We start from the raw sequence: 26183 nt of genomic DNA, 5'->3' as shown, positions 1-26183 counted from the left end.
GGAACATGGAGGGTAACGCCTGTTCGCTACGGTCGTCACTCGAACGAGGGTTGAACGGACGCGCGCTCTGAGACAAAGCCCGATGGCGAATCCAGCCGTCGGGCCTCATGCACGCGAAGAGGTTGCTGGGCCCGGCCACCCTCGACGGTGTGACTCGCGTCCTCAGGGACGCTAATCGACGCCGATGGCGTCCATCAGCATTGGGAAGGCGGTATGCAGTTCGCGCTGCCAATACGGCCAACTGTGCGTGCCGGGCCCATAGAGATGGATCGTGGCGTCGGCGCCGAGCGCGCGCAGCCTCTGCGCAAACGCGGTGTTCATGTCGCCGAGTAGATGTTCGAGCGAATCGTGGCCTCCTTCCGGCGGATCCAGTGGGCCAGGGTCGCCGTTTCCGGAAGCGATGTAGATGGGAATGCCGACCAGTCTATCGGCGAGATCGTAGGGGTTGTGCGCTTGCCAGATCGGGCGCTGGGCGACGGGGTCTCCCCATAGCGCGAGAGGATCTTCCCCCGCGCCCGATACAATCGATTGCACGAGCTGCGGGCCGCCGTCCATCCGCGAGTGCACGATGCCGCTGAACGAAGCGGCCGCGCGAAACATCCCCGGGTGTCGAGCGGCATACGAGATGGCGCCGAAGCCGCCCATCGAAAGCCCCGCGATCGCGCGGCGGGCTCCCGCATGGTAGCCACGCTCGAGAATCTCTCGCACCTCGACCAGATGATACGTTTCCCAGCGCGGAGGACCTCCTTTGGATTGGTTCCACCAATCGGAATACCAACCTGCCTGGCCCGCCTCGGGCATGACGACGAGTACGTCGAGATCCGCGGTCAGGGCGGCGATGTCCGTCTCGCGCGTCCACGACGTGTAGTCGTCGCAGCAGCCGTGGAGCAGGTAAAGCACCGGCCACGAGCGGTGCGGCGCGCCCCAATGTTTGGGCAGCAGCAGCCGTGCATGGCTTTGGCCTCCCAGTGCGGGCGACACAATGGTGAGATCCACCATGCGTGCGTCGATGCTCCGTTCCTCGACCACGCGTGCCCCATGGCCGTACGCGGGATCGGGGCCGGCGCCCGCTTCGAGTTTGCTCGATTCGGTATCGACCGGGGAGCTCTCCGACGCGTCTCCACAGCCAGGTAGCGACCAGAGCGAGAGTGCGAAGACTGCCGTTGCCGTGATGTTCGACCGTCTCATCGTCGATATCCTTTCTCGTGCAACATAAGCGTTTACCATACGAAGTATTCACGACCGCATTCGAGTTTTACGCAATTTTCGCTACGTCACGATTTTGTGCTTTCCCTCGCGCGACTTCCGATTCGTACAAGCGCGCGAGCGCGTCGTAGAGCACGAGCTCCTGCTCGCGATGTTTTGCGCGTAGCACGCGGTTGACGTGCATGTGTGCGTGGCTTGCGGCCAAATCCACGATGGACTGGCACAGGTCGCCCGCGCTCGCGGCTTCGCGAAGCCGCGCCGCGACGGGCTCGATGGCCGCCGTACGAACCTCCAGCACCGCGCGGCCAGGCAATGCAACCTTGTCGGCGGCGGGGCCGACCAGCGCTTCGAAGTGTCGGCGGGCGCTCCGAAACTTGAGCCCGAGCCGCCGTTCGAACTCCACCGTCGCGCGGAATTCGCGCGCGAAACGATCTCGCTGGCGGCGCGCCCACTCGAGCCTCTCGGTCAGACTCAAACCGAGATCGAGCAAAAGCTGGTGGGTTCCGCAAAGTGCCATGTCGCACCGGGTCGGGCCGTCCTCGGAGGTCGGATCGCAGATGAAGCTGAGAACCGCGTCGCTGTCGATGGAGAAGAGTCGTTCGGATAGGTCGATCCCGAGGGATCCTCCGTAACGCTCGACCTCGCGATCGTAGGTGTCGATCTGCACCCGCCAAATCCGTCCGTCGGCGAGCAGCGGCGCCGCCAATTCGTGCAGCGCCGGCAAAAGCTCGCCCAGGAGCCGCCCTGGGTCTCCGCGGAAGCGTACCCGTAGGTGAAATTGTGGGTCGAAATACCGAAGGAAGAACCACCGATCGGCGAGCCCGCGCGCTCGTTCGCGCAGCGGAGCGACCACCTCGCGCAGCACCGCGTCGGCGGTTGTCGTGCCCGTGTAGAGCTTCGCGTACAGCCATTGCGTGCCGGGGGCGAACGTCCTCTGCGTATCGATGGGGGACGAGGGGAGGACTCGGAGCGGCGCGACCGCGCCTTCGTGAGTGGGGGCGAGCCGGGTGAACGGGACGATGATTTCGTGGGCGAACGAGCCTTCGGGCCCCTGAACCGCGTGGGAGTCGAGGGATAGCTCGACGAGGCGCACCGTGTCTCGGTTCTTCACGAGCTGCGCGAACGACTCCACGTGGAGCGCGCTCTCGAAATCCACGGGGAGGACGTTGTCGTGGTCCGACAATGCGGCCCACCGCGGGACGCGGAGACGGGTGCGCAGAGCACGTAGTGCGTGAAACCGGTCGGCCGGTGAGCTGCAGTCCACAATCGGCGCCAGGTCGGCTCTCTGCAACGTCCAGCGCGCGGGGCTCAGCACGATCCGACCGCGCCGAAGCCGCGGCAGAAACGGCGCCGCGCCCCACGGGGCCCATGAGAATCGCGGTGTCCGCCCATCTTGTGCGGAGAGCGCCGCGAGGAATCGATAGATGGCCAGCGTCGATCGCGAATGATTGTGGGCGCTGGTCATGCGCGGCACCACTTCGCGCCCCAAGCGGTTGGAGCGGAGAAGGACGCGTTCGCCCGCGACGGATATCCGCAGATCCTCGATGGGGATTCGACGATCGTCGTTCGAGCCTCCCGAGCCGAGGTACACGATTTCCCAATCCCGGAGGCGGGGTCGCGTCACCAGGTTGGCGGCACGGCCCGATGGCAAGTGCACGATCTCGGCGAAAACAGCATCCGCGCGCAGGGCTTCTTCTTCGCGAAGATGGGCTTCCACCTGCTCGCGTAGGGCGGCATCGCCGTGGCAGAAGCGCCCGAGGTACGTGGCGCCCGACGGGCCATCGAGGCCAGTCACGACGAGGCGAAAATCGCCCGTGTCGAGCGCCTCGGTGGAGGGCGCGTGGAGGACTCCGAGCAGCGCGAAGGCGTCCGGAAGCCGCTCCGAAGAGGGCTCCGAGAGCGCCTCGACGTCCTCGTCGGATAGCAGCCATTCGAGTGAGCCGCGTCTCACCGCATCGTCGATGCCGCGCGCGAGATACTGCTCACGTCTGCCGTCACGAGCCCATCGCGGCGGTGGGCGGGTGGGAAAGACGAGCCCTTCGAGTAGCGGCGAGGGTTCCCCGGTCCGGAACGGGTCGACCGGATATCCGATGCCAATCTCCTCGTCGAGCACCTCCACGAAGGGCACTTCGCGCGTGCCGTATCGCTCGCCGAATGCTTCGCGGAAGGCGCGCAGGCCCGTCTCTTCGGCCTGTCCGACTCGAGTCAGAAGCTCGACGGCACGGCGCGCCTCCGAGACGACCAGCGGGCCGAGCGAAGCGTTGGCGTGGAGTGGCTTGTACATGTCGACGTGAAAGAGCGCGTCGAGGTCCTTCGGTACCGCGAGTGGTTCCAATGCGGCGTTGACGGCCCGGTATCGCTCGGCCGAAAGCCCGAGGCCGTCCGCGTCCATCTCGTGGAGCTGCTCCTCCGCACGCACGAGCGCGCCAATCTCGGCTCGTGCCGCCGTCGCGCGACGGAGAGTCTCGATGATGTGCGTGAGCGGATCGGCTCCCGTCACCGGGGGCGCCAAGTCGGGCACGAGCACCTGCGAGGCGACCAGCTCGCGAAGAAAATCATGGGCTTCGTCAGGCTCGACCTCGGAATCGTCGGCGCGGAGAGCCCGCACCAGGTCCTCGACGCGCGCGCCGCTGCGGGCGCGGTCGATGGTGGCGTCGAGATGGGGACTGCGCTCGAGGGAGATCAATCCGTAGTGCCGTGTGCCCGTGGCCGCCGACGTGCGGAGCTCCGCGAGCCGCCATTGCTTCCCAATCGCGTAGAGCCCCGTGCTCGTGCGCAGGCGCAGGTCTTCCCATCCCCTGCGTTGCCGCACGGTCTCGCACGCGGCGTCGAGGTAGTGCACATCGAGCCGCGTGTGCCGCCGATACGAACCGCGGGCTTCCAGCGCAAGGTTCGAGCGGCTGCCCATCACACCGACCGAAGTCCCGGAAAATAGGCCGAACGGCGTAGCTCGTGCGGCCATTCGGGCCACGTAGCGGAGAATGATTTCGGCCACGCCCCGCGCCCGAGGGTCCAGCTCGTCGCGCAGCCACGCCCGAACCGCGGCGTCGAGCGAAGGGGACGCAACGAAGAGTGCCTCGCGAACGACCGCATCCGTACGCACGAGATGTCGCAACGCCGCGACCGCGGACGCGCGATCCGCGGACAATGTGGATGAGAGCTCGCTCGCGTCGTCCGGTACGTGTGGCGCCTCGATATGCCCGAGGTCGAAAAGCGTAGCCAGCGGCAAAAGGGGCGAGCGCATGACGAAGAAGCGCGCGGTCTGCCAGCGCGCGTCGAGCGACGCGGAAGGAACGGTCATCCTGCACACCGTTGCAGATCGTATTTCGAGTCACAAGCAATTGAACCTGTGCGGGAAGGACGCGTAGCGTGAGGGCAACCATGACGACATCCTTTGTGGCCGCACCGGCTGGACCGGCGGAATCCGCGGGCGAGCTCCTTTCGTTGACCGGGCTCCGCGCGATCCTCGCCTGGTGGGTCGTATCGTTTCACTTCGTACGGGATTCGCTCCCCGAGGGGCTCGGAAAAGCGATCATTTCAGGCGGCTACGTGGCCGTGGACGTATTTTTCGTCTTATCGGGTTACGTGTTGATGCGTCGTTATTCCCGTACGGTGTTCACGGGTGCGAATATAGGACGATTCTACGTACGGCGCTTCGCGCGAATCTATCCGCTTTACGCGCTGAGCCTGATCGTGGGGGTCGCGGCGGCTTGGAAAACGGCAAAGGGTGACCTGGCGACTTCGGAAGGGCAGCTGCGTATCCTCGCGGAGGTGCTGCTGCTCAACGCGTGGACGCACATCGCGATGTTCAAATACAATTTTGCCGCGTGGTCGCTCTCGGTGGAAGCGCTTTTCTACGTTCTGTGTCCATGGCTTCTCCCCGCACTGGCCCGCCTTTCCATCCGCCGCGCTTGCGTGCTGCTCGCGCTGGGTTGGTTGGCCACCTTGATTTGGCCCGCGATCTACACCGTGCTCGATCCCGATCGGTTGAATCACCCGTTGGCCCTCGGCGACGAAGTGAAGGGCGCTTGGTACATCAGCTTTTTCCCGGTGCAGAGGCTTCCGGAGTTCATGGCAGGGGCCCTGGCCGCCAGGTTGCCCTGGAAACCGCGTCGCGCCGCACCGCTCGCGGCGTTGGGGCTCGTGGCGCTCATGGTATCACCGATGCCGTTCGTCTTTCTTCGTACCGGCTTTCCATTGCCCCTCATCGTGCTGCTGGTGATGGGGACGGCGGGGTGGGAGCGCGGTCCGCTCGCATCCAAAGTTTGCGTCGCGCTCGGGCACGCGAGCTTCGCCACGTACATTCTGCACTGGCCATTGCTCTTTGCCTGGGCGCGCTTCGACTCGGCCATATGGAATAGCCTCGCGCACGTCTTCATCTACATGGGATTCTTGTTGGTGGCGTCGCTCTTGGCGTTTCGTTTCGTCGAGGAGCCTATCCGGCTGCGCATCACCCGCTGGTTGACGCCAGCCCCGGTCGGCGTGCGTCCGCGGGAGGTGGAGACGTGAGCGTGAGCGCCGGGGCTTTGCTCCGCCTTCGCCCGGAGGTGGCCTTTCGCTTCCCGAGTCGCGACGTGGTCGATGCCGTCGTGGGCGGCGTTTCGAGGCGAATCGACGAGACGGCGCATCGGGTGGCTATCGAATTCGCGTCCCCTCGCTCGTGGCGAGACGTCTACACGGAACTCGACGTGGACGGAGAGGATCGTGATTTCGAGGACCTCGTTCTCGCGCTGGTGGCCAAGGGCATTTTGGAGGAGTTCTCGGAGTCGGATGGCCCCTCGATAAGCTCAATTTTGAATCGCGCCACGTTTCCCAAGGGGCATCTCTCGGACGGGGTCGGGCGGGCGATCGCCGGGGGCCGAGCGGTGGTCATTCCGCGTGCATTCGACGACGCGTTCGCAGAGCGTGTGTACGATGCACTCGAGGCGTGCGCTCCGTGGCAGCCCTACGAAGCGGCCGAACCATTTTTTCACTATCGTCACCACAACGTTTACGACACATCGCGCTTTCCGCCGGCGCTCCTGGAGTGCAAACGCATTCTTGGCAGCTCGGCAACGAAGGCGCTCATGGCGTCGCTCACCGGTTGCGATTGCAGCGGCCCGCTCCAGATTGGCGCGGCCATGTACATGGCGGGTGATCATTCGCTTCCGCATACGGACGCCGTCGGCCATCGCACGGTGGCGTACGTGTGGCATTTGTCCAAGAATTGGCACCCCGCGTGGGGAGGGCACTTCGTGTGGTGCCCGAGCGGCGCCATGGTGAACCCCGGGTTTAACAGCCTGGTCATCTTCAAGGTGAGCCGCGACTCTGTGCACTTCGTGTCCAAGGTGACCGCGCGCGCTCGTGGCAGCCGTCTCGCGGTCAATGGCTGGTGGCAGGGGGCCGACGCGCGATGGGAGGTTGCGAAGCACGAGTCCTTCACGCATCCGCCCATTGCGCCGGGCCGGTATGGTCTGGCGACGGAAACGATGAAACGCCAAGACGTCGTTCTCCTGTGATGCACACTCGTTCGTGGTCGTGAGGCATACCGTGGCGCATTACGCTTTGTTGTACACCGTCGATTCTTCGGTCCGAAGCCAGCTTCAAATGGTGAATAGCATGCGCTCTGCCCGCCATTACGATGCAGCGGCGGAGATTCACGTGGCGTGTTTCGGAAGTCTCTCTCCGCTCCTCGCGGCCACGGCCGACGACGTCGGCGCCCGCGTCCATCGATACGATGCGGAAGATCCAAAATGGATGTTCTGGCTCAAATGGATCGCCGTTCGGCGGCTCCATGAATGCCTACCCGAACACACCATCCTCATGGACAACGACACCTTCGTGCTCGGCGCTCTCTCGGATTTCGTCGATTGCCATGCGCGTCACGACATATGCGGCCGGCTCGATCCAGGTTGCGAGCGAGGCGCCGAGGAGCGATGGGTGGGGAACACGCGAATTCGGCCGGTCATGTGGTGGCCCACGATGGACGCCATATGCTCGGCCGTGGGAGCGCGCCCGCTCGATATCATCAATGTGGGCTTCGTATTGTTCGCCAATGGTTCGATGCGCAAGTTCGCCGGCGAGATTGACTCCATGTACGAGCTCGAGGAGCTCTGGCGCCTGGGCGAGTTGCCGTATCCGTGCGCGAACCGGCGGATCGTCGATCAAATCGCGGCGACCATTGCCGTGGGAATGCTCGACGCGTCGTTTCACCCCATTTCGGAGCTCGACGTCCCTTACTTCTTCGAGGTTGCGGCCGAAACCGGCGGTGGACGCAGGCCGGTGGTCGTGCATACGTGGGACGCGTGGTATCGCGACGCGCTCACGCGTTACCTCGGTCCGCAGGCTCTCGCGTCCTTCGATCAGCATTGCGCCCAGGGCGTCGGCACGAGCGTCGAAGAAACCGAAAAAGACGAGAGGAAACCGTAGGCCGTGCCATCATCCGTAAATGGGAAATTGCGCGGTCTTGCCCGAGGTGCACTCGATCCGGGCCAGCAGCAGGCCGACGTTGCCGCGAAATAGGCTTTGCGGAGAATCTTCGCTCGTCCATTCGAGCTTCGCGGCTTCGAGCCACGTGCGCGTTCGCGACAGCCATTCGGGGGCATCGACGGCACGAGCAAACTGCGCGAGAACGAGCGCGTGGCCGGCGGCACCGCAGCAGATGCTGCCGTACGCGCTCCTCGACTCCCAGAGGCTTTGCGCGACGCGATCCATCATGTCGCGGTCTTCGTCGCGGCGGGACAGCTGCCACACTTGGACCCAGGCCAGCAGATGCCCGCCGAGCCCATTGCACCAGCTGAGTACGACTTTGTCTCCACCCGCGCATACGGGCCAGCGCAGCCCGCGGTGTGACATCATCGCGTGGGCTCGAAACGCCTCGGTGAGCTTCTCCACCTCGGGCACCATGCGGGCCGAGCACGCGGCGGAGACCAGCCCTGCGAAGCCGTGCGCGAACCCCAACGACCGCCCGGGCGCAATGCGCGCCCCGCGCCTGAGTGCCCGCCCCATGATCTCGTCGCGCAACGCGGCGAGGCTCGCCTCGTGGCCCGCGCGCAGCTCGATCAGCCGGCAGGCCGCGATGCCGACACCGAGGCTTCCGAGGTGCACGTCCAGGGGCCTTTCCAACCGACGACTCACGTCGATGAACCGAGCGACGGCATTCGACGTGACCGTCGCGTCGCCATAGGCGTTCGCGATGAGTGCTTTTGTGAAGAACAGACCGGGTTCGGCCGCGGAGACCGACGTGTAGCCGACGGCGCTCCGTTCGATGCCCATTTCGCTCGACGTGAACGAGTCGGCGCCCGACACGTGCTCCTCGGCGAGCGTGATCCAGGCTCGGGCGGCTTCGAGGAGGCTTGGATCGTCGCTGACGATGGACGCTCGCCACAGTGCGTAGGCAATCCCGCTCGCTCCATGCGCGAGAGAACAGCGCGGCGGCGCGAGGCCGAAGCGGCGGAGGCGTTCGGAATCGAGCCCGAAATCGTTGCGCAGGCGTACGACCGGGTCGACGGACCGTGCGATCGAGGGGGCGTTCATTCCGTGAAGAGGGGGCGAAATAGCAGCATGCTTCGAATGGATTTCTCGAGCTCGACGATGTCGCTCTGCTGATCGCGGATGTCGTCCTCGTCGTACGTGTGTTGGAGGCGGCGCACGATCTCCTCGTGCGACAGGGCGCGCACCGTGTATTCGAGCACGTCGATGCCTGCGCTGTCGAGCGGGAGGCCAAGCACGTTCGGCTCGCTGTCTCCTTCCAATTGCGTGGTCGCCATTTGGCGCACCCATCGTGCGACGACGTCCAGCGGATCGTGCTCGGGATACCGGCGCCTCACCAGGTTGAGGAGATTCTTCCGATCCGGTGCGTTCAAGAGCAGCGCGAGAAAGAATCGATGCTCCGCATCCCGTACCTTTTTTCGCCGGCCCACGATCAAATGGAGCCGGCGGTCCTGCTCGAACACGGCCTCCAATCGTTCGACGAGATGGGCATCGCGAGCCCGTGCGTCTTCCAGGAGGGCCTCGAACGAGGCCTTGGGGGCCGCTTGGTGGGCGGCGCGAAGGAGCCGGTACGTGGTGAGTGCATCGGCCCGAGCCAACGCCTTTCGAACGATGGCGGTCGCCTCGGGGTGCTCGCTTTCGTAAAGCAGGACGAGGCTCTGGACTTGGCGTTTCAGCTGCTCGCCGTTGAAGGCCGAATCGTGTGCGAGGGACGGTTTGGAATAACTGTATTGAGGCGTGGCCGAAGGCTCGGAAAACGTACGTGCCACGATGGTCACAGAGGGCCGGTCGAGATGGAAGAGCGAGTGAATGAACCGGTCTCCCGACTCGATGGGGCGCGTATCGCCTTTCTCGAGCAATTCGATGTCCGTGAGACGTAAACTTCCCGATAAGAGTCGCTCCGAAAAGCGTTTGTCGAGATGGAACGCGTAGCGTGCGTGAATGCTAGAGCCGGAGAGAACGTGGAACGCGCCCGAAAAGTTGTGTTGATGAATGGCGGTCGTCCCGTCCACCCAGAAGAGCGCCTCGATGTAAAAACGTTGCGCGCAAAACACCGTGATGGGAGGGTCGCCGAAGGCAATGTCCAGATTGGGCTGCCTTGGGAACTCCCCGGTGGTGAGCGTCCACTCGACGATCTCGTCCGGCGTCACGTTCTTGGAGGGGGGACGCTCCGACAATGCGATGCGTGCGATCCGAGGAAAGGCCGAAACGTCGTAATTCTCGGCCCGCCATGCGCGATCGATGTCGCCGCCCAATTCACGAAAAAATAGCATCGCCACCTGCCGCATACTCGATGGAAACGGGCCGGCGCCGAGTTTTGGTGCGACGCCGGCCCAATCTATCTACTGCCGCGCCAAACGACTACAGCGAACCGCCGAATTTGCCACTCATCGTACCGCCGGGGCACGGAAGGTCCTCGCCAATGTTCAGTGCGCCGAGCTGTGCTTCCTCGAGTTGACGAACATTCAGCTTGTTGATGGCCAGGCGTGCGCGAATCTTCTGCTTGGGTGCTTCTTTGTTCGACGTTTGCATTGGCGTCTCTTTCGATAAGGGGGCGGCCAGCACAGGGCCGGCAACCCAATGGGGTGAGTAGATATTGGTTACCTTGATTTGTGAGTCAATTCACACGCGAGGCCAGTTGAACGAATGGTCTCATTTTGTCGATTGGTGGCGCACGGAACAAACTCGCGACGTTGCGAATTTCTCGAACGTCTTGCCATTTGCCCCGTTTGATTCGAATTTCGCATCGTCATGATGCCAGACGCCGATGCAGAGATGCTGTCGTTGAATCCGAGTCTCGTTCTTCGCGTGGAATGGGAGGTGCGGCGGAAGGACCGCGGCCGCACTCGGTTCACCATGCGGTTCCCGGACGACGTTCCCCTCGTACAGTGGCTTCTCGGCACGCTCCAGGCCGCCCACGCAGGAGAGGGTGGGGAGCGCGAGGTCGAGCTTTCGAGCGACATTCTGGACGCCGCGATCGAAAAGGGCTTGCTCGTCGCCGAGGACGCCCTACCTGGGGAGGAGTCCTCCTTCGCGTGTCGATTGGATCCCGCGCTGCTCGCGCTCGTGCCCGAAGAGGACATGATCGCCCTTCGAACCGCGTGTGAGGAAACGGGTATCGTGCTCAATCCCGCGTGCTGCATTCAGGAGACGGACGACCCGCCCCAGGACGAACGGGTGCGGCTCGGTGCGGCTCTGTGGGATCACCTCGGCGGCGATTTCGCCCAAGAAGGTCGGCTCGAAACGACGGCGCGGCGGGGACTGCCCCCGTTGGAGACGTCGTACCGGCTCTGGGTGCCGCATCCCTTCACAGAGGCCATGCAGCCCGTCGATATGGACAGAAGCAGCTCGGACGAGCTCCGTGCAGGGTCGATCGATTGCGAGAAGCTGGCTGCCGCCACGCGCGACATGCTTCTCGCGACCCACGTGCTGATTCCGAGGCCGACCGATGAGAGTCGCGCTCGAGACGCGGATCGCATCGAACGGCTGCGCGACGGCCTGAAGACCGACGGATACGTCGTCGTCCGAAACGTGCTGAGCCCTCTCCAGGTCGCCGCGATGCGCCGGCACTTTCGCACACTGCACGCGTCGGGTAACTTCACATCGTACGAGGTACCCTCGCTTGGTGCGCGGGACGGAATATATTGTGATTTCGTATCCGTGCTCTTTCAGGATCAGCTCACGCGGTTCATCGGTAAAGTCGTCGACGAACCGATCAAGCCGTCGTTCACGTGGCATTTTCATTACCGCGATCGCGCGGTGCTCACGCGGCACATCGACCGTCCGCAATGTCGATGGAACGTCTCCCTTGCCGTCGACAGCAACGCCGACGCGAGCAGGGCGGGCGCGTGGTCGCTTCATTTCGAGACCGACCAGGGCGCGCACTCGGTGCGTTTGGGACCGGGCGACGCCGTCGTGTACAGCGGTACGGACACACCGCACTGGCGCGAACCTTTGCCCGAAGGGCACACCGCAGGTGTCATATGTTTGCACTACGTATCTGCCAATTTCGACGGTTCGTTGCGCTAAGGCGCGACGAAACGCAACGATTTCGAGTCCATCGTCAGGGGCGCCGGCCCCGCGGGAAGGTCTCCGCTGCCGCTCCTCGAGCTCGACGTGCTGACTACGACGTGCTCGTCAGAGCGTTACGAGCCATTGAGTGCTAAGTCCATCTAGAACATGAATTCCGATACGGTGCTTTTCCTTCGTTCGGACGTCGTATTTCGCGTCGTGGGGCCGGAGCGGGTGGAGGCGACGGTCGACGGCGTTTCGAAGCCGATGCACATCACGATGCACAAGATCGCCATCGAGTTCGCCGCGCCACGATCGTGCCGAAATGCGTACGAGTCGCTCGAGGTCGATGGCGATTTGCACGCGTTCGAGAGGTTGGTCCACGCGCTCGTCGCGGATGGCATTTTGCAGGAACCGGTGGACGATACCGCAGCAGGTTCGATCGAGACGCTCCTCCGTCCCGGCCTCTTCGACGATCCTGGGGTATGGCCGCGAATCGGTCGCGAGATCGCTCAAGGGCGCGCTGTGGTCATTGCGTCGGCTTTCGAAAAGGGCTTCGCCGAGCGCGTCCACACGGCGCTGGATCGGTGTGCGCGATGGCCGTCGCAGGAAGCCGCGGAGCCGTTCTTTCACTATCGTCACCACGCGCTTCACGATCGCGGTCAATATCCGCCGGAGCTTCTCGAGTGCCATCGCATCTTCACGAGCCGGGCAACGCGAAGGCTCATGTCGGAAGTGACTGGCTCCGATTGTGCGGGCCCTGCGCGGTTCACCGCCGCGACGTACCTGGCGGAGGACCACACGCTGCCACACACCGATGCGCTCAATAACCACGCCATTGCCTATGTCTGGCATTTGGCGAAAGATTGGAAGCCGGAATGGGGCGGACACTTCGTCTGGTGCCCGAGCGGAGCCATCATGAGCCCCGCGTTCAACTGCCTCGTCCTGTTCAAAGTCAGCTCGGAGTCGCTGCACTTCGTCTCCAGCGTTTCGCCCCTTGCCCGCGGCGTCCGGGTCGCGGTCGGCGGGTGGTGGCAGAGCAGGGGAGAACCCTGGCAGGTGACGCACGAACACCTGGTCGCGGGAAACACCCAAGTCCGACGCGGCATCTACGGTCTTCCCACGCAGACACTCGAAGCGGAGGACGCGAACGGCGTGGTCTTGCTCTGACGGCGTCGTTCCGAGTCGGCCTCGCGTTCGAGGACCTTGAGCTTATCGGCGACCGACTTGGAGCCGTTGCCCTCGGCGATGAACTCTAGGAACTTTTCGATCTTTTCGTTCCGGTGCTGACGATTCAGGATCGACACAACTGGGTTGCGCGTTAAGGCGGGACGATCAGCTCGAGATAGGGGGGCGCGGCTTGGATCCGGGAATAGTCGTTTTCCAAGATGACGACGTCGTCTCTCTTATCGACTTCACGGAACCCAGCAAATTTGTACGAGATGTACATCATCCGATTTCGGGCCGTCGGGACGAAATCTGCACGGAGCTTGACCCCCGCCGCGCGCGCGCGACGGATGATGTCGTTCAGGAGCACGGTGCCGACGCCGCGCGAGACGACCCGACACGACATCAGCAAGAGCTTGAGCGCCCACACGTCACCGGAGCGTTCGACGAGCGAGAGCCCGATCTTCCCGTAGGTACCGTATTTGTCGTCGAGACCCGCGATCAAGAGCTCGTGGTCGGACGATAGACGGAATCGATCGAGCTCCTCGTAGGAGTAGGTGTAGCCGGTCGCGTTGAGCTGGTTCGTGCGAACCGTCAGCTCCTCGGCGCGTTGCAGATCCTCTTGTTTCGCCGCCGCCACGGTGAAGCGCATCTCGAGCGAGGCCAGGAACTCGTCTGGGCTCCCCGAGTGGGCCGCTTCGACCTCCTTTCGCGTGACGTCCGCGAGGTACATCCGGCGTCGCATCCTCGAGTCTTCGGTCAGAAAAGGCGGGGTCATCTCGCGCATGAGCGGAATCTTCGAAACGTCGGCGGCGTCGATGCAGCGCACGTTCGGCAACGCGAAGCGGACCTCGTCTCGCTCGAACGGCTGGTCGTCGACGAACGCGATGGTGTCGAGTCCGATGTTCAGCGCCTCGCCGATCGCGCGGACGGAGGTCGACTTCGCGTTCCAATGAACCTGCGGGTAGAGGAAGTATTCGTCGAGACCGAGCTCGCGAAGCTTCGCCATTGCGACGTCGGGCTCGTTCCGACTGGCGATCGAGTGGAGAATCCCCCGCTCGTCCAGCGTGCGGATCACTTCGACTACCGCGCCTCTCAAGTTGACGCTGCGATCCTCGAGGAGGACACCGTCCCAGAGCGTATTGTCGAGGTCCCACACGACGCACTTGACGTGCTTGTCCTTGCCGCTCGGCGCGTCGCTACCGGCCTTGCTCAAGAGCGCCTCCCTGCTGCGACGTCGACGCCGCCCGCCCGCAATCGAGCGCCGTCGCCGCGACCTGGGAGATCCCGAGGCCCGGGCGACCAACGAGCTGGTCTCGCGAGACGCGACAACCATCGATCCTGAGCCTCGCTCGCCTGCTCCAGAGCTGAACCCGCCATCACCTCGCCTCGCTCTCCAAAAATCACCCAGCGTCGGACCGTTTGCGCTCTACGAATCGACGCATCGCGCCGATCGATCTGAAGTTGTCGAGCTCGAGGTCCTCGTTCTCGATCTCGATCTCGAAGCCATGCTCCAGGAACGTCACGAGCTGGAGGGCAAACATCGAATTGACGAAACCAAGACTGAAAATGTCGTCGTCGAGACCGAGGGTTACTCCCGGAAAGAAACGGGTCAGGTACGCGTTGATCTTCGTCTCGATGGCATCCATTGGCGCCCTCACTCGTAGCGGTAGAATCCGTGTCCGGATTTGCGTCCGAGAAGGCCCGCGTCGACCATCTTCTTCAGGAGCGGGCACGGTCGATACTTGTCGTCGTTGAAGCTCTCGTGGAGCACCTCGATCGAGTACAGGATCGTGTCGAGACCGATGAGATCGGCGGTCTCGAGCGGGCCCATCTTGTGCTCGAAACAGGTCTTGAAGATCCGGTCGACCTCGACGGCTTCGGCGACGCGATCCTGGAGGAGGAATACCGCCTCGTTGATGGTCAGCATCAAGACGCGGTTCGAGACGAAACCGGGTGAGTCTTCGACGACGATGCAGTCTTTCCCCATCTCCGCCAGAAAGCGCTTGGCGGCTTCGAGCGTGGCCGGCGTCGTGTGGTAGCCGCGAATCACCTCGACCATTGGCTTCATGGGCACCGGATTCATGAAGTGCATGCCCACGACCTGCGCCGGACGCTTGGTCGCCGAGCCGATCTTCGTGATCGAGATCGCCGACGTGTTCGCGGCGAAGACTACCTCCGGTTTGCAAATCTCATCGAGCCGCCTGTAGACGTCCTTCTTGATGTCCCATTTCTCCGTGACGTTCTCGACCACGAAGCTCGCCGCCGAAAGCGCCTGATAGTCCGTCGTATACGTGACGCGGCTCGTCACCTCGCGCGGATCGATGGCGGGCTTCTTGAACAGGGCGACGGCGCGCAGCCCGTTCTTCATCTCCTTGCGCGCGCGCTCGAGAACCGCGTCGGAGACGTCGACGACGATCGCGCGATGCCCCGTCTGCGCGAGACTCTGAGCGACCCCGACCCCCATCACGCCTGCCCCGACGACGCCCACGGTCTCGTAGTGCACGTTTCCCTCCACGATCAGGGCTCCTTCCGAACGGCGTAGAGATTGTAGATGTTCGTACCGACGTAGAGCTCGTCCTGTTGCACGATGACCGAGAACCCGCGCTCTACCATCCGCCCGCGAAGTACCTCGACGCGACCGTCGGCGTCGTGTGCCTCGAGGACGATCTGACGGATCTTCGGCCAGTCGTGCTCGTCGATCCCGTCGATCACCTCAGCCTCGCATTTCTGAACGTCGATCTTCATCAGATCGATCCGCTCGACGCGATGCTCCTGGATGACGTCGCTGACCCGGCGAAGCTTTGCAGTGACGACCGTCGGCTGAAAGCGGACGTCGAGCAGCTCGCCCTCGACGTGGGCGATGGCGTCGGCCTGCACGGCGCCGCCGAGGCGCCGCTCGTTCGCGATGATCGACTTGAGGTTGTGCTTCTCCTCGACCGCGTCCGCGTGGAACGACGACATCCCAGAGCTGCGGGGATAGAACGTGAACGACGCTTCCCTGGCGACGTTCGACAGCCCGTAGTTCAGCGTCGTCGCTCGAACGCTGTGCTCCGCGACGTTCTTCTCCAGGAGCGCAAAGGTCTCCGGCGCCGGCTCGAAAGAGAAGAGGCGCACGCCCTTCGCTTCGTGATGAGCAAAGAGCGTGAAGAGCCCGATGTTCGCGCCGACGTCGAACACGCAGGCACCGTCACGAATCGTGATGCCGTGCCTGACGTACGAACGGTGGGCGAAGATGTCGTCGTAGAAATGACGTGTCTCAGCCTCGTTCTGGTGGTTGACGACGAAGCCGTTCGACAGCCGCAGTCGAGCATTCGTCGCGGGCGTCGGGCGCGAGACGAGGGGCGCCTCCGGGAGAGCGTTTGGATTGAAACGAAGATCGTCGATCGCCTTCGCCATCGATCGCAGCGTCGGGGCGCGGTACACGAGCTTCAACGAAGCGTTCACGTCGAAACTCTTCTGGAGGCGCGGAACCAGCTTCGTCGCGGTCAGCGAGTTGCCACCGAGATCGAAGAACGAGCTCGCCGACGTGATGTCGGCTCGGCGAAAGAGCTGTCGCCAAATCTCGAGGAGTCGGCGTTCGGTCGCGGTCTCGATCGCGGCCTCGGTGGCGGGAGGCTGGGCAGCGACGCTGGATGCCGCGACGCTCGGTGCCCCGCTTGGAAGGGCACGAGAGGGGAGTCGACTCCACTCGACGGCTGCGCCGTTGACCCAGAGCCGGCCGATGCCCTTCAGGAGGACGGCCATGTCCGATTGGCGATCGTAGGCGTTGCGCATCATCGGAGCGACCACGCGCGCGCCTCCGGCCACATCGGGCGACGCGATCACGATGCTGCTCAGGGTCTGACCTGGACCTGCTTCGACGAAGACGAGATCGGGCTGCGCGGCGAGCGTTCGTAGTCCTTCGCTGAAGCGAACGGGCTGCGTGAGATGGGTGGCCCAGTAGCGCGGATCGACGGCCTCCGCAGGTGTGATGAGCTTCCCAGTGACATTGGAGGTGTAAGGAATCGTGGGCTCTGCGAGCTTGAACGTGCGCGCGAGGGCCGTCACGCGATCCGCGAGCGGTTGCATCATCGGGGAGTGAAACGCATAGGACGTCTGAACCCGACGGCCCGTGATCCCGCGACCGGCGAGCAGCTTCTCGAACGCCTCGATCTCCTCGTGGGGACCGGCTACGACGCAGAGCTCCGGCCCATTGACCGCGGACACGGCGAGCTGGGCTCCGAGCAGCGTGCGGACCTGGTCTTCGGGCAGGGCGACAGCCAACATCGCGCCCGGGGGAAGCGTCTCGAACAGCTGCGCCCTTCGCGCGACAAACGCGAGCGAGTCCGCGAGGCCGATGACGCCGGACAGGCAAGCAGCGACATACTCGCCGAGGCTGTAACCAAGCATCGACGCCGGCTGGACGCCCCACGCGATCAGCAAGCGAGCAAGCGCGTACTCGACGACGAAGAGAGCCGGCTGCGCGATCCGCGTCTCGTTCAATCGCCGCTCGTTGGCGGTCGGTGCACGACCGTCGCGCCCCAGCATCCTTCGAAGGTCAACCCCCTTCGGAACCGCGGGCGGAGCCTCGCTGGTGTCGCGCGCCGGATAGAGGACGTCGCGTAGGTCGAGCCCGAGCTCGGGTTTCAAGATCTCTGCGCACCGATCGATCTCTCGCTTGAACGCAGGCGCGTGCCGATAAAGCTGCTCCCCCATGTAGAGGTGTTGATCGCCCAGTCCGGGGAACATCAGCGCGACCGGACGACACCGCGCAGCGCCCACCGCGACCGGGCGCTCGACCACGCTTGCCGTCCGCGAAGCGTCGAGCAGGTAGGCGGCGCGGAAGTCATCCGGGTCCGCCCCATAGACCCCAACAAGCCCGGTCTCGGGCAAAGCCGATGGTTGTCCTCGCACGATCTCGAAGCCGGCCTCGATGCCCGACGCCGTCGGCCCGCCCAGCAAGGCGAGTATGATCCTTTCCTTCGGCACGGACGCCGGCGCGCTCACCGACGGGTTGGTGGAGCTCTCTTGCAAGGCTTGAACGTAGCTTTTGTCTTCCCAGGTTCGCACCAACAACGAAGGCGCGTGCTCTGGCGCGTCGTGTGAGGCCGGCGCCTCCGCGGCAATTGGTGTGTCGATCGTGTCGAGAGCAACATCGCTGAGCACAATGCGGTGCTCGATCGGCGTGCGCATCACGGCGACCTGTAGACGGTCTGCGCTGTCCGCGCCGTCCACATCCGCGTCTGTGGCGACGATGGCATGAGTGGCTCGATAATGCGGGATCGCTCGAGCCCACGTCGTCGAACCACACGCAAAGGCATCGGGGGCCATCGAGATGGCGGTGGTCCCGCTACAGATTGGCACGATCAGATTGAACACCAGACCGAGATAGCGATGGTGCGGCACCAAGGACACGGAGACGGACTGATTCGTGTAATTCCAGGTCTTTATTTCTGCATTGGCCTTTTCGACCAGACTCTTGTGGCTCAGCGGAATGAGCTGAGCGTCCCCCGACGAATCCGGCGTAATCCAGTGCGTGGCGATATCATCCGGGTCCACGAGAACGAACTGGAATGACTTCTGATGCTTGTCCCACAGATCCTCGAGGGTCAATAGCTCGGTCTTCTCCAGCGAATGCTGAAGGACGCTCTCTTTCGTATGACTGTCACACAGAACGGTCAGCCCGTCCTTCGACGTACGGGCAGCGAGCCGGATGCCACGCAACGTAGAATCGATCTCAATCTGATCTCCCGCAGGGATGGGAATGACGACGATGCCGGACAAGACGCACGCATAGTAGGCGACGGCAAACTCGATGCCCGTCGCGTAGGCCAATGCCAGCTTCTCACCCTTCCCGAAGCGCCTCTGCAAACAGGAGGCAACGTTGAACACTCTGTGCCTCAATAGGAGAAAGCTGATTTGATCTCGAACCTCGCCATTCTCGTCGAGATAAATGTACGCAGGCTTCCTGGCATTGCGTACCGTTTGCCACGTGAAGTAGTCCCTCAAGGTCAGTGGGACGTTCGGCCCAGCTTCGCCGCAGGCGATACCTTCGATCTCGACGTCGAGGTCCGACCGACAAATGTCTGCATGCAAATAGGCGATGCGGCGCTTCGGAAAGTGCTGTTCGCACATTTTCCTGACCGCAGCAAAATCGTGAGCGTGCCGAATATAGACCTTTACGGAGCCCAGGTTGTACGCGCCGTGCTCGCCGTTGATTCCGTATGCGTTCAGGTTGGTCGCGGAGACGACTCGGTTGATGTTTTCGATCGAGGTCTCCACCTGTCTCGCGATGTCGCCCCGGTTGACGCTCTGGTAGCCGAGAACGGCGGCAGTGCCGGAGACGAAGATGTGGTAGCCATCTCCAACCCTATTTCTCGCATAGGTGGCGCGCGCAAAGCTGGGCGATCTGGGCCCGTAGTGTTCTGGATAGAGATAGGCGGGGGTTTGCGCCGGATTCTCGAGGTGGATCACTTCCTCGGCCTTCTTCGCCAGGAACACGACCGCGACGTCCCCGCCCATGCTTCCTATCCCGGTAGCGGCAGGGAACAGGGGATCGGCCTGCGAAAAGTGCCGCGAGAACGCCTTGCTCCTGCCGGAGCAGAACACCTTGTAGCGCTCGTTGCCGTCTCGATCGGGCTGATTGACCGCCGGGACGTAGTTCCATATTCGGCATATGGCTGTGTAGGCCAAGCGCCCCAGCAAACGAAGGCTCTCCAAGTAGAGCCGCTCGGTCTGCGCCTCCAAGCCGCCGTCGTTCTCAGTAAAGGCGGCCGCGACGAAGATGTACTCACCGTCGTGAGCGCACGTCACCGTACCCGGGGATTCAACGCGCACGGGGTTCGAACTGTACCATATTTCGGCGACGCTCTCGTCCTGTGGCCTCACCATCTGCGCGTAGATCCGCGGCACTTCCACGGGGAGCGGCCAGGGCTCAGCCTCGGCCTTCTGATAGATGATCGCCCCGAGGATGCCCTCCGCGCTGCGCAGGGCCCTCATTTCGTTGAGTGTGATGATGCGGGATCGGAGGGGGCTGGGATTTTGCATTCAAGGCTCCAGATCGGCGTTCAACACGGTGGTCGCCCCTGCGCTGAAGGGATATCCGATGCTGTTACCTAGTCCGTAGGCGTCAAACAGCTTGGAGCTGGACAGACAGATATCGTCCTCATTAGAAGCAGATCGCAACCGCCGCGCTGTCGGGCAATAGCAGCAGAACGCGGTCGTCGACGCGGACATCGAGCTGCCTCGATGCATTTCCCATTCGGTTCGTCGCGCCAATCGAGGCGCCATAAGTCCATGCTGCTTTCCCATGAAGCAATGCGACTCTATCGGCGCGTCCGGCCGTGACGTTGTTTTCTAGAATGGAGCTTACGTTCATGTTTCCGATCTCGGCATATCCACTCCCGCGAACGGAACTCCTGCGAATCCATAAGCCTCGGGGCCCGCGGGAGCAAGGTACCGATCCGCGCCACGCCGCTCCGATGGCGCCAGTGGCACGATGCGGCTCGTCTCACCGACCCACGCGAGGGACGCCGAGCTTTGACCTCCAACTCGCACAACTGGGTTGCGCCGTGCCGTACTGCCCCTATGTTCCCAACGATGGGGTCCCCTTCGAGCGATCGTGCTAGACGCTCGCCCGGAGGTCCGGCGCGTCGAACCGGCCCACCCCCATCCGGTGAAATGCCGGTGAAATGCCGGTTCGTTCAGGAGACGAGCGCATGACCGTTGTCGGAATCGAGGCGATGAACATTTTCGCTGGGACCGCGTGCCTGGATGTGCAGAAGCTGGCCGAATACCGCCATCTGGACACGAGCTAGGTTTCGAAATCTGCTCATGCTGAAGAAGACCGTCACCTTGCCCTACGAAGACCCCGTCACGTTCGGGATGAACGCAGCCAAGCCGATCGTCGACGCGCTCAGCGACGAGGACTGCGGCAGGATCGAAATGATCATCGCTTGCACGGAATCGGCTTTTCGATTTCGGGAAGTCATATGGATCCGGCTGCTGCGGAGTTTTTCAGCGGTGTCGTGAACAAGGAAGGTCAGGAGTGCCTGCGACGGTTTGGGATCGATGACGGAATGCAGCGACCCTATGAGTTGTCGATGCAGGAGTACATCAAGGAGTACCACGGGGAGTATCAATGGCTTTCCTGAGCCGAGCGGCGACCTATGAAACACTACGCGTTCGATTCGAGGACGATATTTGCTATATGCAGATCTATCGCCCCGCGGCCGACAACACGATCGACGATCGGCTCGTCGAAGAATGTGCGCAGGCGCTCGATACCACATGACCCTGACGACGCAACCGATCTTCGCCGAAAAGGCGCACGCTTGGGGGCTGGTCGATGCCTTCGAATCGAACAGTGAAGCTCTCCTCAGGAAGCACTTGCTGCGCCTCCGGCGCCTGTCCAAACCATCCATCGCTCGTTACAAGACGTACATAAACGGCTTGAACGACACGTTGACCGCGCTCAAGCCGCACGCGGTCGCGGCCAACAAGGCCGTGTTCTCCGACGCGAACAACCTGGAGAGTATCGCGCGATACGTGACGACGGGGAGGTTTCCCTGAGAGTGACGGCACCGGCAGGGTCGAGCGCCGCCGTCGCGCGCCGGCACCCGTCGAACGTCCGCTGCAGGAAGGGCAAAGCGACATGACGTGTTATCTCTTTCCAGGTCAAGGTTCCCAGGCCAAGGGCATGGGCGGTGCGTTGTTCGATGCGTACCCGGACTGGACCGAGCAGGCGAGTGACATTCTCGGCTACTCGATCAAGACGCTGTGCCTCGAGGATGCCGACAAGCAGTTGGGGCGGACGGAATACACGCAGCCAGCGCTTTATGTGGTCAACGCGCTGACGTATCAGCAAAAGCTAAAGGAGACCGGGAAGGCTCCGGATTTCGTGGCTGGCCACAGTTTGGGCGAATACAACGCTCTGCAAGCTGCGGGGGCATTCAGCTTCGAGCAGGGTCTGGAGCTGGTGAAGACGCGGGGTGAGATGATGAGTCGCGCGCCCAAGGGCGCGATGGCGGCTATCGTCGGGCCTTCGCCGGAGGCGGTCGCCCAGTGCCTCGAAGCCAACCATCTGAGTTGGGTCGACATCGCGAACGCCAACTCGCCCAGGCAGACCGTGATTGCCGGGTCGCTCGACGATCTCAAGATGGCGCAGGAGGCCATCGAGGCGATCCCGGGAACGTTCATCCCTCTGAACGTGAGCGGTGCCTTCCATTCGCCCTACATGGCTCAGGTCGCGTCGGAGTTCGAGAAGCACCTTGGCCTCGTAGAGTTTTCGCCCCTGCAAATTCCGGTGATCGCCAACGTGACGGGGGAGCCCTATCGGCAAGACCAGATCAGCCGCTATCTGGCGAAGCAGATCACCCACCCCGTGAGGTGGCTCGAGAGCATGCGGTATCTGCTCGCGCGGGGCGAGACGGTTTTCGAAGAGTTGGGCGTGGGCAATGTGCTGACGAAGTTGATGGTGGCGATTCGAAAGGACTTCGGGCCGGTGGCTTCCACGAACGCAGCGAGCAAGGCGAGACCGATGGCAGCGGCGGACGGGAGAGCGGCACCAGAGGACAGGTCTGCCATCTCGCGCAAGAACGCCAACATCAGCTGCTTTGTCGTCGGCGAAGGCACGCTCCTGATCTTGTGTGCTCAAGAGCTCGTCAAAGCCTCGTGGGACATTCGCGGAATCATCTCGCCAGACCCGGCAGTGCACCGCTGGGCGCAGGCCCATGGCGTGCCTTGGTTCTCGACAGCAGCCATCGATGTCTTGAACCGAAGCCGTTATGACTATCTGTTCAGCGTCGCAAACCGGGTGATCTTGAGTGAAGAGATTTTATCCACACCCGCGAAATGCGCGATCAACTTCCACGACGCGCCATTGCCGAAGTATGCGGGGGTACACGCAACGTCCTGGGCCCTCCTGCATCGGGAGCGGGAGCATGGGATCACATGGCACACGATGGTGCCTGAGATCGATGGAGGCGAGATCCTCAAGCAGGTTCTCTTTGCCATCAGTCCAAAGGAAACAGCGCTGAGCCTCAACGCGAAGTGTTTTGGCGCCGGTGTCAAAGCCTTCGCCGAGATGATCCCGGAGTTGGTCTCGGAGAAGGTCCATCCGAGGGAGCAGGACTTCGGTCAGCGTAGCTACTTCACCCTCGTGCAGAAGCCCACGGGAGCGGGGATCCTGTCCTGGCAAATGGATGGGGAAGAGATGGAGGCGCTCGTCCGGGCGCTCGATTTTGGCGGCTATCCCAACACCCTGGCGACGGCGAAATTGGCCATCGAAGACGGCTGGGTGATCGTGGACAAACTGGAGGCGCTCTCGTCCTCGACGTCCGAAGCCGCCCCCGGAACCGTCACGGCGATCCACGATCATGAGCTGACGGTCGCCACTGCTTCTTGTGACGTCGTGATTCGGCAGCTGCGAACGATCGACGGCGAGAAGCTCTCCATCTCCGGCTTCGTCACCCGGTTCGGTCTTCGCGAGGGATACCGCTTTACGGACGTGAGCTCTGATCGAAAAAGGCAGATCGCGACTTTGGCGGAGTCCGTGGCGAAGCGCGAGAAGTTTTGGAGAGAACGCCTCGACCGCGGAAGGCCTCTCGAGGTCTCGTCAGCGAGGTCGGCGCTGGCGACGGCCAAGAATGAAGTGCGGTGCCACGATGGCCTCCTTCCGCTTGCCGAAGTGGAAGCCTTCTTGAAAGCTCATGAGAGCTGGCGCCCGAGTGGCTTTCTGATCGCAGCGTACGTGATCTATCTGTCCCGCGTTTCGGTTGCGAGAACGTTCAGCATCGGTTTCATGCACGCGACGCTGCGCGATGAGATTCACGATCTAGAGTCCTTTTTCGCCCACCCTGTTCCCTTGGTGGTCGACGTCGACGTCGACGCCCCGCTGGCAGCGGCCATTGACGACATCCTGGGTCGGCTGCAATCGTCGAAAGTCGGTCGAAGCTACCTGCGCGATCTTGCAGCGCGACATGGCGGCGCTTCCCGCGCGCGACTTGCCGTTGTCGTCGAGGAGGCGAACCCCGAGGAAGCTCCCGGGCGCGACTTTGATCTGAAGTTCCGCGTCTCCGAGGCGGGAGACCACTGCCGCTGGTTTTACAACCCCGAAGTGATGGCTCGAGGGGACATGGAAGCCATTCACGACGGCTTCTCCGCGTTCCTTTCGGCGTTGATGCTCGAGGTCAGGGGTTCAGTGGGGGCGCTTCCCGTCCGAACGCACCGCCGTTGGCTCGGCGTTGGATTGTCGGGACGGCACCTGGAGCGGGACAAGATCGAAGCAAGGGCCATTCTGACCGATCTCAAGGAGAAGCGGATCTCGCACGACGAAGCGCGGCAAAGATTGGAACAGATGCGGCGTCGTAGCAGCGCCCCACCATCGCGCTCTTCGACGGCCGACGTGCGCTCCGATGGCGTCAGACGTCGGAACGATGGGGCGACGGATCGCATCCTCGAACCCGTCGCTGTGGTCGGGATCTCTGGAAGGTTTCCCGGCGCCAAGAACATTCATGAGTTCTGGGAGAACTTGCAGAACGGAATCGACAGTGTCGAGGAAATCACCAGGGAGACTTGGGATATCGATCGCATCTTCGATCCCATGCCCGGCAAGGCAGGGAAGATCTACGCCCGTCATGCGGGCTTCGTGGACGACGTCGACCGTTTCGATCCGTTGTTTTTCAATATCTCTCCGAAGGAAGCGGAACGGATGGAGCCCCAGTACAGACTCCTCCTGCAAGAGATCTGGAGGGCGGTCGAGGACGCCGGTTACAAGGCAAGCTCGTGGTCGGGCAAGAACGTGGGCCTCTTCGTCGGCGGAAGCGTTGGCGACTACTCGGGCGACCACGTTCAAGTTCCCTCTCTGGAGTGCAGCAGGATCGCCTATTTGTTCGATTGGCGAGGGCCATGCATCTGTCTCGAGACTGCGTGCTCCTCGGCCTTGGTTGCCGTCCACGAAGCTTGCCTTCACATCGCAACCAAGCAGGTCGAGATGGCGGTGGTGGGGGGCATGAACCTGATGGTGACCCCCAATGCCTACCGATATCTATCTAGAACCTACGCGCTATCGGCGAAAGGAAAGTGCTTTTCGTTCGACAAGCGAGCGGACGGGACGATCTTTTCGGAGAGCGTTTGCGCCATCGTCTTGAAGCCGTTGTCGGCGGCGCTCTCCGACAACGATTCGATTTATGGTGTGATCCGGGGCTCGGGGATCAACTACGACGGGAAGACCAACGGCATTTCCGCCCCTAGCGGCAAAGCCCAGATGGAGCTGCAGACCGGGATCTACCGGCAGTTCGACATCGATCCGGAACGCATCACGATGGTCGAGGCGCACGGTACCGGTACGACCTTGGGGGACCCCATCGAAGTGAATGCCTTGGTCAGCGCATTCAAACAGTTTACGTCGAAGAAGGCGTTCTGCGCCCTCGGTTCGGTGAAATCGAACGTTGGGCACACGGGGTTTGCGTCCGGCCTGGTGGGAATGATCAAGGCCCTGCTCTCCATCAAATACGGAAAAATCCCTGCGACCATCAATTATGAAGAGCTGAATCCTGCGATATCACTCCAACAAAGTCCGTTCTACATCAATACGACGCTGAAGAACTGGCCGGCCGGCTCACGCGTTGCCGCGATAAGCTCCTTTGGCTTCAGTGGAACCAATGCTCATGCGGTAATCGAGGAGGGCCCGGCAGGGAACGTCAGCGCCTCGGACTTGCCCGACTTTGGAGCCGTCGGCCCGATCAGGATTGTTCCTCTGTCGGCCAAGAATCGAGAGCGACTTCGGGAGGCGACGAAGAACCTTCTGAAGTTCCTTCGTGAAAGCAGGACCTCGCGGACGCGGATCGATCTTGCAGATCTTGCTTACACGCTTCAGATCGGTCGGGAGGAGATGCGCAGCAGGGCGGTCTTCCTCGTTCAGAGCCTGGATGAGCTGATGGATCGTCTGGCCGCCTTTGGCGACGCGGAGGCCGATGCTTCGCACGGGGTGAGGTGGTTTCGAGGGGAGGTGACCAAGACCGCTCGTGGCAATGGCGACCGTGATCAGGTTCGGAAGTGGCTTCAGGAGGAAGAGCTCGTCGAGCTGGCGAAGTCGTGGGTGACCGGAGTCCCTATCGACTGGGCGCTGCTCCACCGGAACGTCGACGGTCGGACCGCAGAAGCGGGGAGCATGCGCGGCAGGTCCAGGCGAATCAGTCTGCCCACGTATCCGTTCGCCGAGGACCGTTACTGGAGAAGGAGCACGACGAGCCTGAGAGAGAGCTCCGCCGCGGAGCTCGAAGCCTCGGAGGCGCAGAGCTCCGAGGTCGGCACCATGCTCCTGCGAACGGTGTGGGAAGAGAAGG

The 26183-nt window shown here is 62.8% G+C and carries 15 protein-coding genes and 2 pseudogenes; 8 read left to right on the top strand and 9 right to left on the bottom strand.

All coding sequences use genetic code 11. The features are described from left to right. Window positions 1-171: 171 nt before the first annotated feature. Together LVJ94_34515 and LVJ94_34510 are read right to left on the bottom strand one after the other, a co-directional pair. Entirely contained in the window at window positions 172-1188 is a 1017-nt protein-coding gene (locus LVJ94_34515; protein WXB02014.1) for an esterase family protein, read from the bottom strand. 67 nt (window positions 1189-1255) lie between these two features. Further along, complete coding sequence (locus LVJ94_34510; GenBank protein WXB02013.1) at window positions 1256-4507, bottom strand: lantibiotic dehydratase; 3252 nt, start codon at window positions 4505-4507, stop codon at window positions 1256-1258. An 80-nt stretch (window positions 4508-4587) separates the two neighbouring features. On the opposite strand from LVJ94_34510, the gene LVJ94_34505 reads away from it, so the two are divergent. The 3 genes from LVJ94_34505 (at window position 4588) to LVJ94_34495 (ending at window position 7614) form a co-directional block, all read left to right on the top strand. Continuing rightward, window positions 4588-5715 (top strand): acyltransferase, encoded by a 1128-nt coding sequence (locus LVJ94_34505; protein ID WXB02012.1) that lies wholly within the window; start codon window positions 4588-4590, stop codon window positions 5713-5715. A gap of 2 nt (window positions 5716-5717) precedes the next feature. After that, window positions 5718-6704 (top strand): 2OG-Fe(II) oxygenase, encoded by a 987-nt coding sequence (locus tag LVJ94_34500; GenBank protein WXB02011.1) that lies wholly within the window; start codon window positions 5718-5720, stop codon window positions 6702-6704. A 100-nt stretch (window positions 6705-6804) separates the two neighbouring features. Continuing rightward, a complete protein-coding gene (locus tag LVJ94_34495) occupies window positions 6805-7614 on the top strand; it encodes a hypothetical protein (protein WXB02010.1) in 810 nt (269 codons plus the stop codon). A gap of 9 nt (window positions 7615-7623) precedes the next feature. On the opposite strand, the gene LVJ94_34490 is transcribed toward LVJ94_34495, so the two are convergent. From LVJ94_34490 to LVJ94_34480, 3 genes are all read right to left on the bottom strand, one after another. Continuing rightward, on the bottom strand, window positions 7624-8721 hold the full coding sequence (locus LVJ94_34490; protein WXB02009.1) for a hypothetical protein: 1098 nt from the start codon (window positions 8719-8721) through the stop codon (window positions 7624-7626). After that, window positions 8718-9950, bottom strand: a complete 1233-nt coding sequence (locus tag LVJ94_34485) for a hypothetical protein (protein WXB02008.1) — start codon at window positions 9948-9950, stop codon at window positions 8718-8720. The genes LVJ94_34490 and LVJ94_34485 overlap by 4 nt, the downstream gene beginning before the upstream one ends. A gap of 88 nt (window positions 9951-10038) precedes the next feature. Next, complete coding sequence (locus LVJ94_34480; GenBank protein WXB02007.1) at window positions 10039-10209, bottom strand: hypothetical protein; 171 nt, start codon at window positions 10207-10209, stop codon at window positions 10039-10041. 219 nt (window positions 10210-10428) lie between these two features. Between LVJ94_34480 and LVJ94_34475 the strand changes: the two genes are divergently transcribed. Further along, window positions 10429-11706 (top strand): hypothetical protein, encoded by a 1278-nt coding sequence (locus LVJ94_34475; GenBank protein ID WXB02006.1) that lies wholly within the window; start codon window positions 10429-10431, stop codon window positions 11704-11706. 150 nt (window positions 11707-11856) lie between these two features. Continuing rightward, entirely contained in the window at window positions 11857-12858 is a 1002-nt protein-coding gene (locus LVJ94_34470) for a 2OG-Fe(II) oxygenase (protein WXB02005.1), read from the top strand. 151 nt (window positions 12859-13009) lie between these two features. Here LVJ94_34470 and LVJ94_34465 read toward each other — a convergent pair whose 3' ends face one another. The 4 genes from LVJ94_34465 to LVJ94_34450 all read right to left on the bottom strand — a co-directional run bounded on the left by LVJ94_34465 (window position 13010) and on the right by LVJ94_34450 (window position 19836). Beyond that, window positions 13010-14071: an HAD-IIIC family phosphatase gene (locus LVJ94_34465; protein ID WXB02004.1), complete on the bottom strand. Its 1062-nt coding sequence runs from the start codon at window positions 14069-14071 to the stop codon at window positions 13010-13012. Window positions 14072-14258: 187 nt separating this feature from the next. Then, window positions 14259-14504 (bottom strand): phosphopantetheine-binding protein, encoded by a 246-nt coding sequence (locus tag LVJ94_34460; GenBank protein WXB02003.1) that lies wholly within the window; start codon window positions 14502-14504, stop codon window positions 14259-14261. A gap of 8 nt (window positions 14505-14512) precedes the next feature. Continuing rightward, entirely contained in the window at window positions 14513-15322 is an 810-nt protein-coding gene (locus LVJ94_34455) for a 3-hydroxyacyl-CoA dehydrogenase NAD-binding domain-containing protein (protein ID WXB10775.1), read from the bottom strand. A 53-nt stretch (window positions 15323-15375) separates the two neighbouring features. Then, a complete protein-coding gene (locus LVJ94_34450) occupies window positions 15376-19836 on the bottom strand; it encodes an FkbM family methyltransferase (protein ID WXB02002.1) in 4461 nt (1486 codons plus the stop codon). A gap of 719 nt (window positions 19837-20555) precedes the next feature. On the opposite strand from LVJ94_34450, the pseudogene LVJ94_34445 reads away from it, so the two are divergent. From LVJ94_34445 to fabD, 3 genes and pseudogenes are all read left to right on the top strand, one after another. After that, window positions 20556-20805: pseudogene (locus tag LVJ94_34445) on the top strand (3-hydroxy-3-methylglutaryl-ACP synthase). Window positions 20806-21126: 321 nt separating this feature from the next. Beyond that, entirely contained in the window at window positions 21127-21408 is a 282-nt protein-coding gene (locus tag LVJ94_34440) for an enoyl-CoA hydratase-related protein (protein WXB02001.1), read from the top strand. Window positions 21409-21535: 127 nt separating this feature from the next. After that, window positions 21536-25678 (top strand): annotated as a pseudogene (gene fabD, locus LVJ94_34435) (ACP S-malonyltransferase). Window positions 25679-26183: the final 505 nt, after the last annotated feature.

It is taken from the genome of Sorangiineae bacterium MSr11367, assembly GCA_037157805.1.
Lineage (GTDB): Bacteria > Myxococcota_A > Polyangia > Polyangiales > Polyangiaceae > Pendulispora > Pendulispora rubella.
The sequence above is the reverse complement of the archived record's forward strand: the minus strand, read 5'-3'. Positions and strand labels throughout refer to the sequence as shown.

Coding starts and splice junctions, on each gene's coding strand:
- LVJ94_34515 (WXB02014.1), bottom strand. CDS start 1,188: ATGAGACGGTCGAACATCACGGCAACGGCAGTCTTCGCACTCTCGCTC.
- LVJ94_34510 (WXB02013.1), bottom strand. CDS start 4,507: ATGACCGTTCCTTCCGCGTCGCTCGACGCGCGCTGGCAGACCGCGCGC.
- LVJ94_34505 (WXB02012.1), top strand. CDS start 4,588: ATGACGACATCCTTTGTGGCCGCACCGGCTGGACCGGCGGAATCCGCG.
- LVJ94_34495 (WXB02010.1), top strand. CDS start 6,805: ATGCGCTCTGCCCGCCATTACGATGCAGCGGCGGAGATTCACGTGGCG.
- LVJ94_34490 (WXB02009.1), bottom strand. CDS start 8,721: ATGAACGCCCCCTCGATCGCACGGTCCGTCGACCCGGTCGTACGCCTG.
- LVJ94_34485 (WXB02008.1), bottom strand. CDS start 9,950: ATGCTATTTTTTCGTGAATTGGGCGGCGACATCGATCGCGCATGGCGG.
- LVJ94_34480 (WXB02007.1), bottom strand. CDS start 10,209: ATGCAAACGTCGAACAAAGAAGCACCCAAGCAGAAGATTCGCGCACGC.
- LVJ94_34475 (WXB02006.1), top strand. CDS start 10,429: ATGATGCCAGACGCCGATGCAGAGATGCTGTCGTTGAATCCGAGTCTC.
- LVJ94_34470 (WXB02005.1), top strand. CDS start 11,857: ATGAATTCCGATACGGTGCTTTTCCTTCGTTCGGACGTCGTATTTCGC.
- LVJ94_34460 (WXB02003.1), bottom strand. CDS start 14,504: ATGGATGCCATCGAGACGAAGATCAACGCGTACCTGACCCGTTTCTTT.
- LVJ94_34455 (WXB10775.1), bottom strand. CDS start 15,322: ATGGGGGTCGGGGTCGCTCAGAGTCTCGCGCAGACGGGGCATCGCGCG.
- LVJ94_34450 (WXB02002.1), bottom strand. CDS start 19,836: ATGAGGGCCCTGCGCAGCGCGGAGGGCATCCTCGGGGCGATCATCTAT.
- LVJ94_34440 (WXB02001.1), top strand. CDS start 21,127: ATGACCCTGACGACGCAACCGATCTTCGCCGAAAAGGCGCACGCTTGG.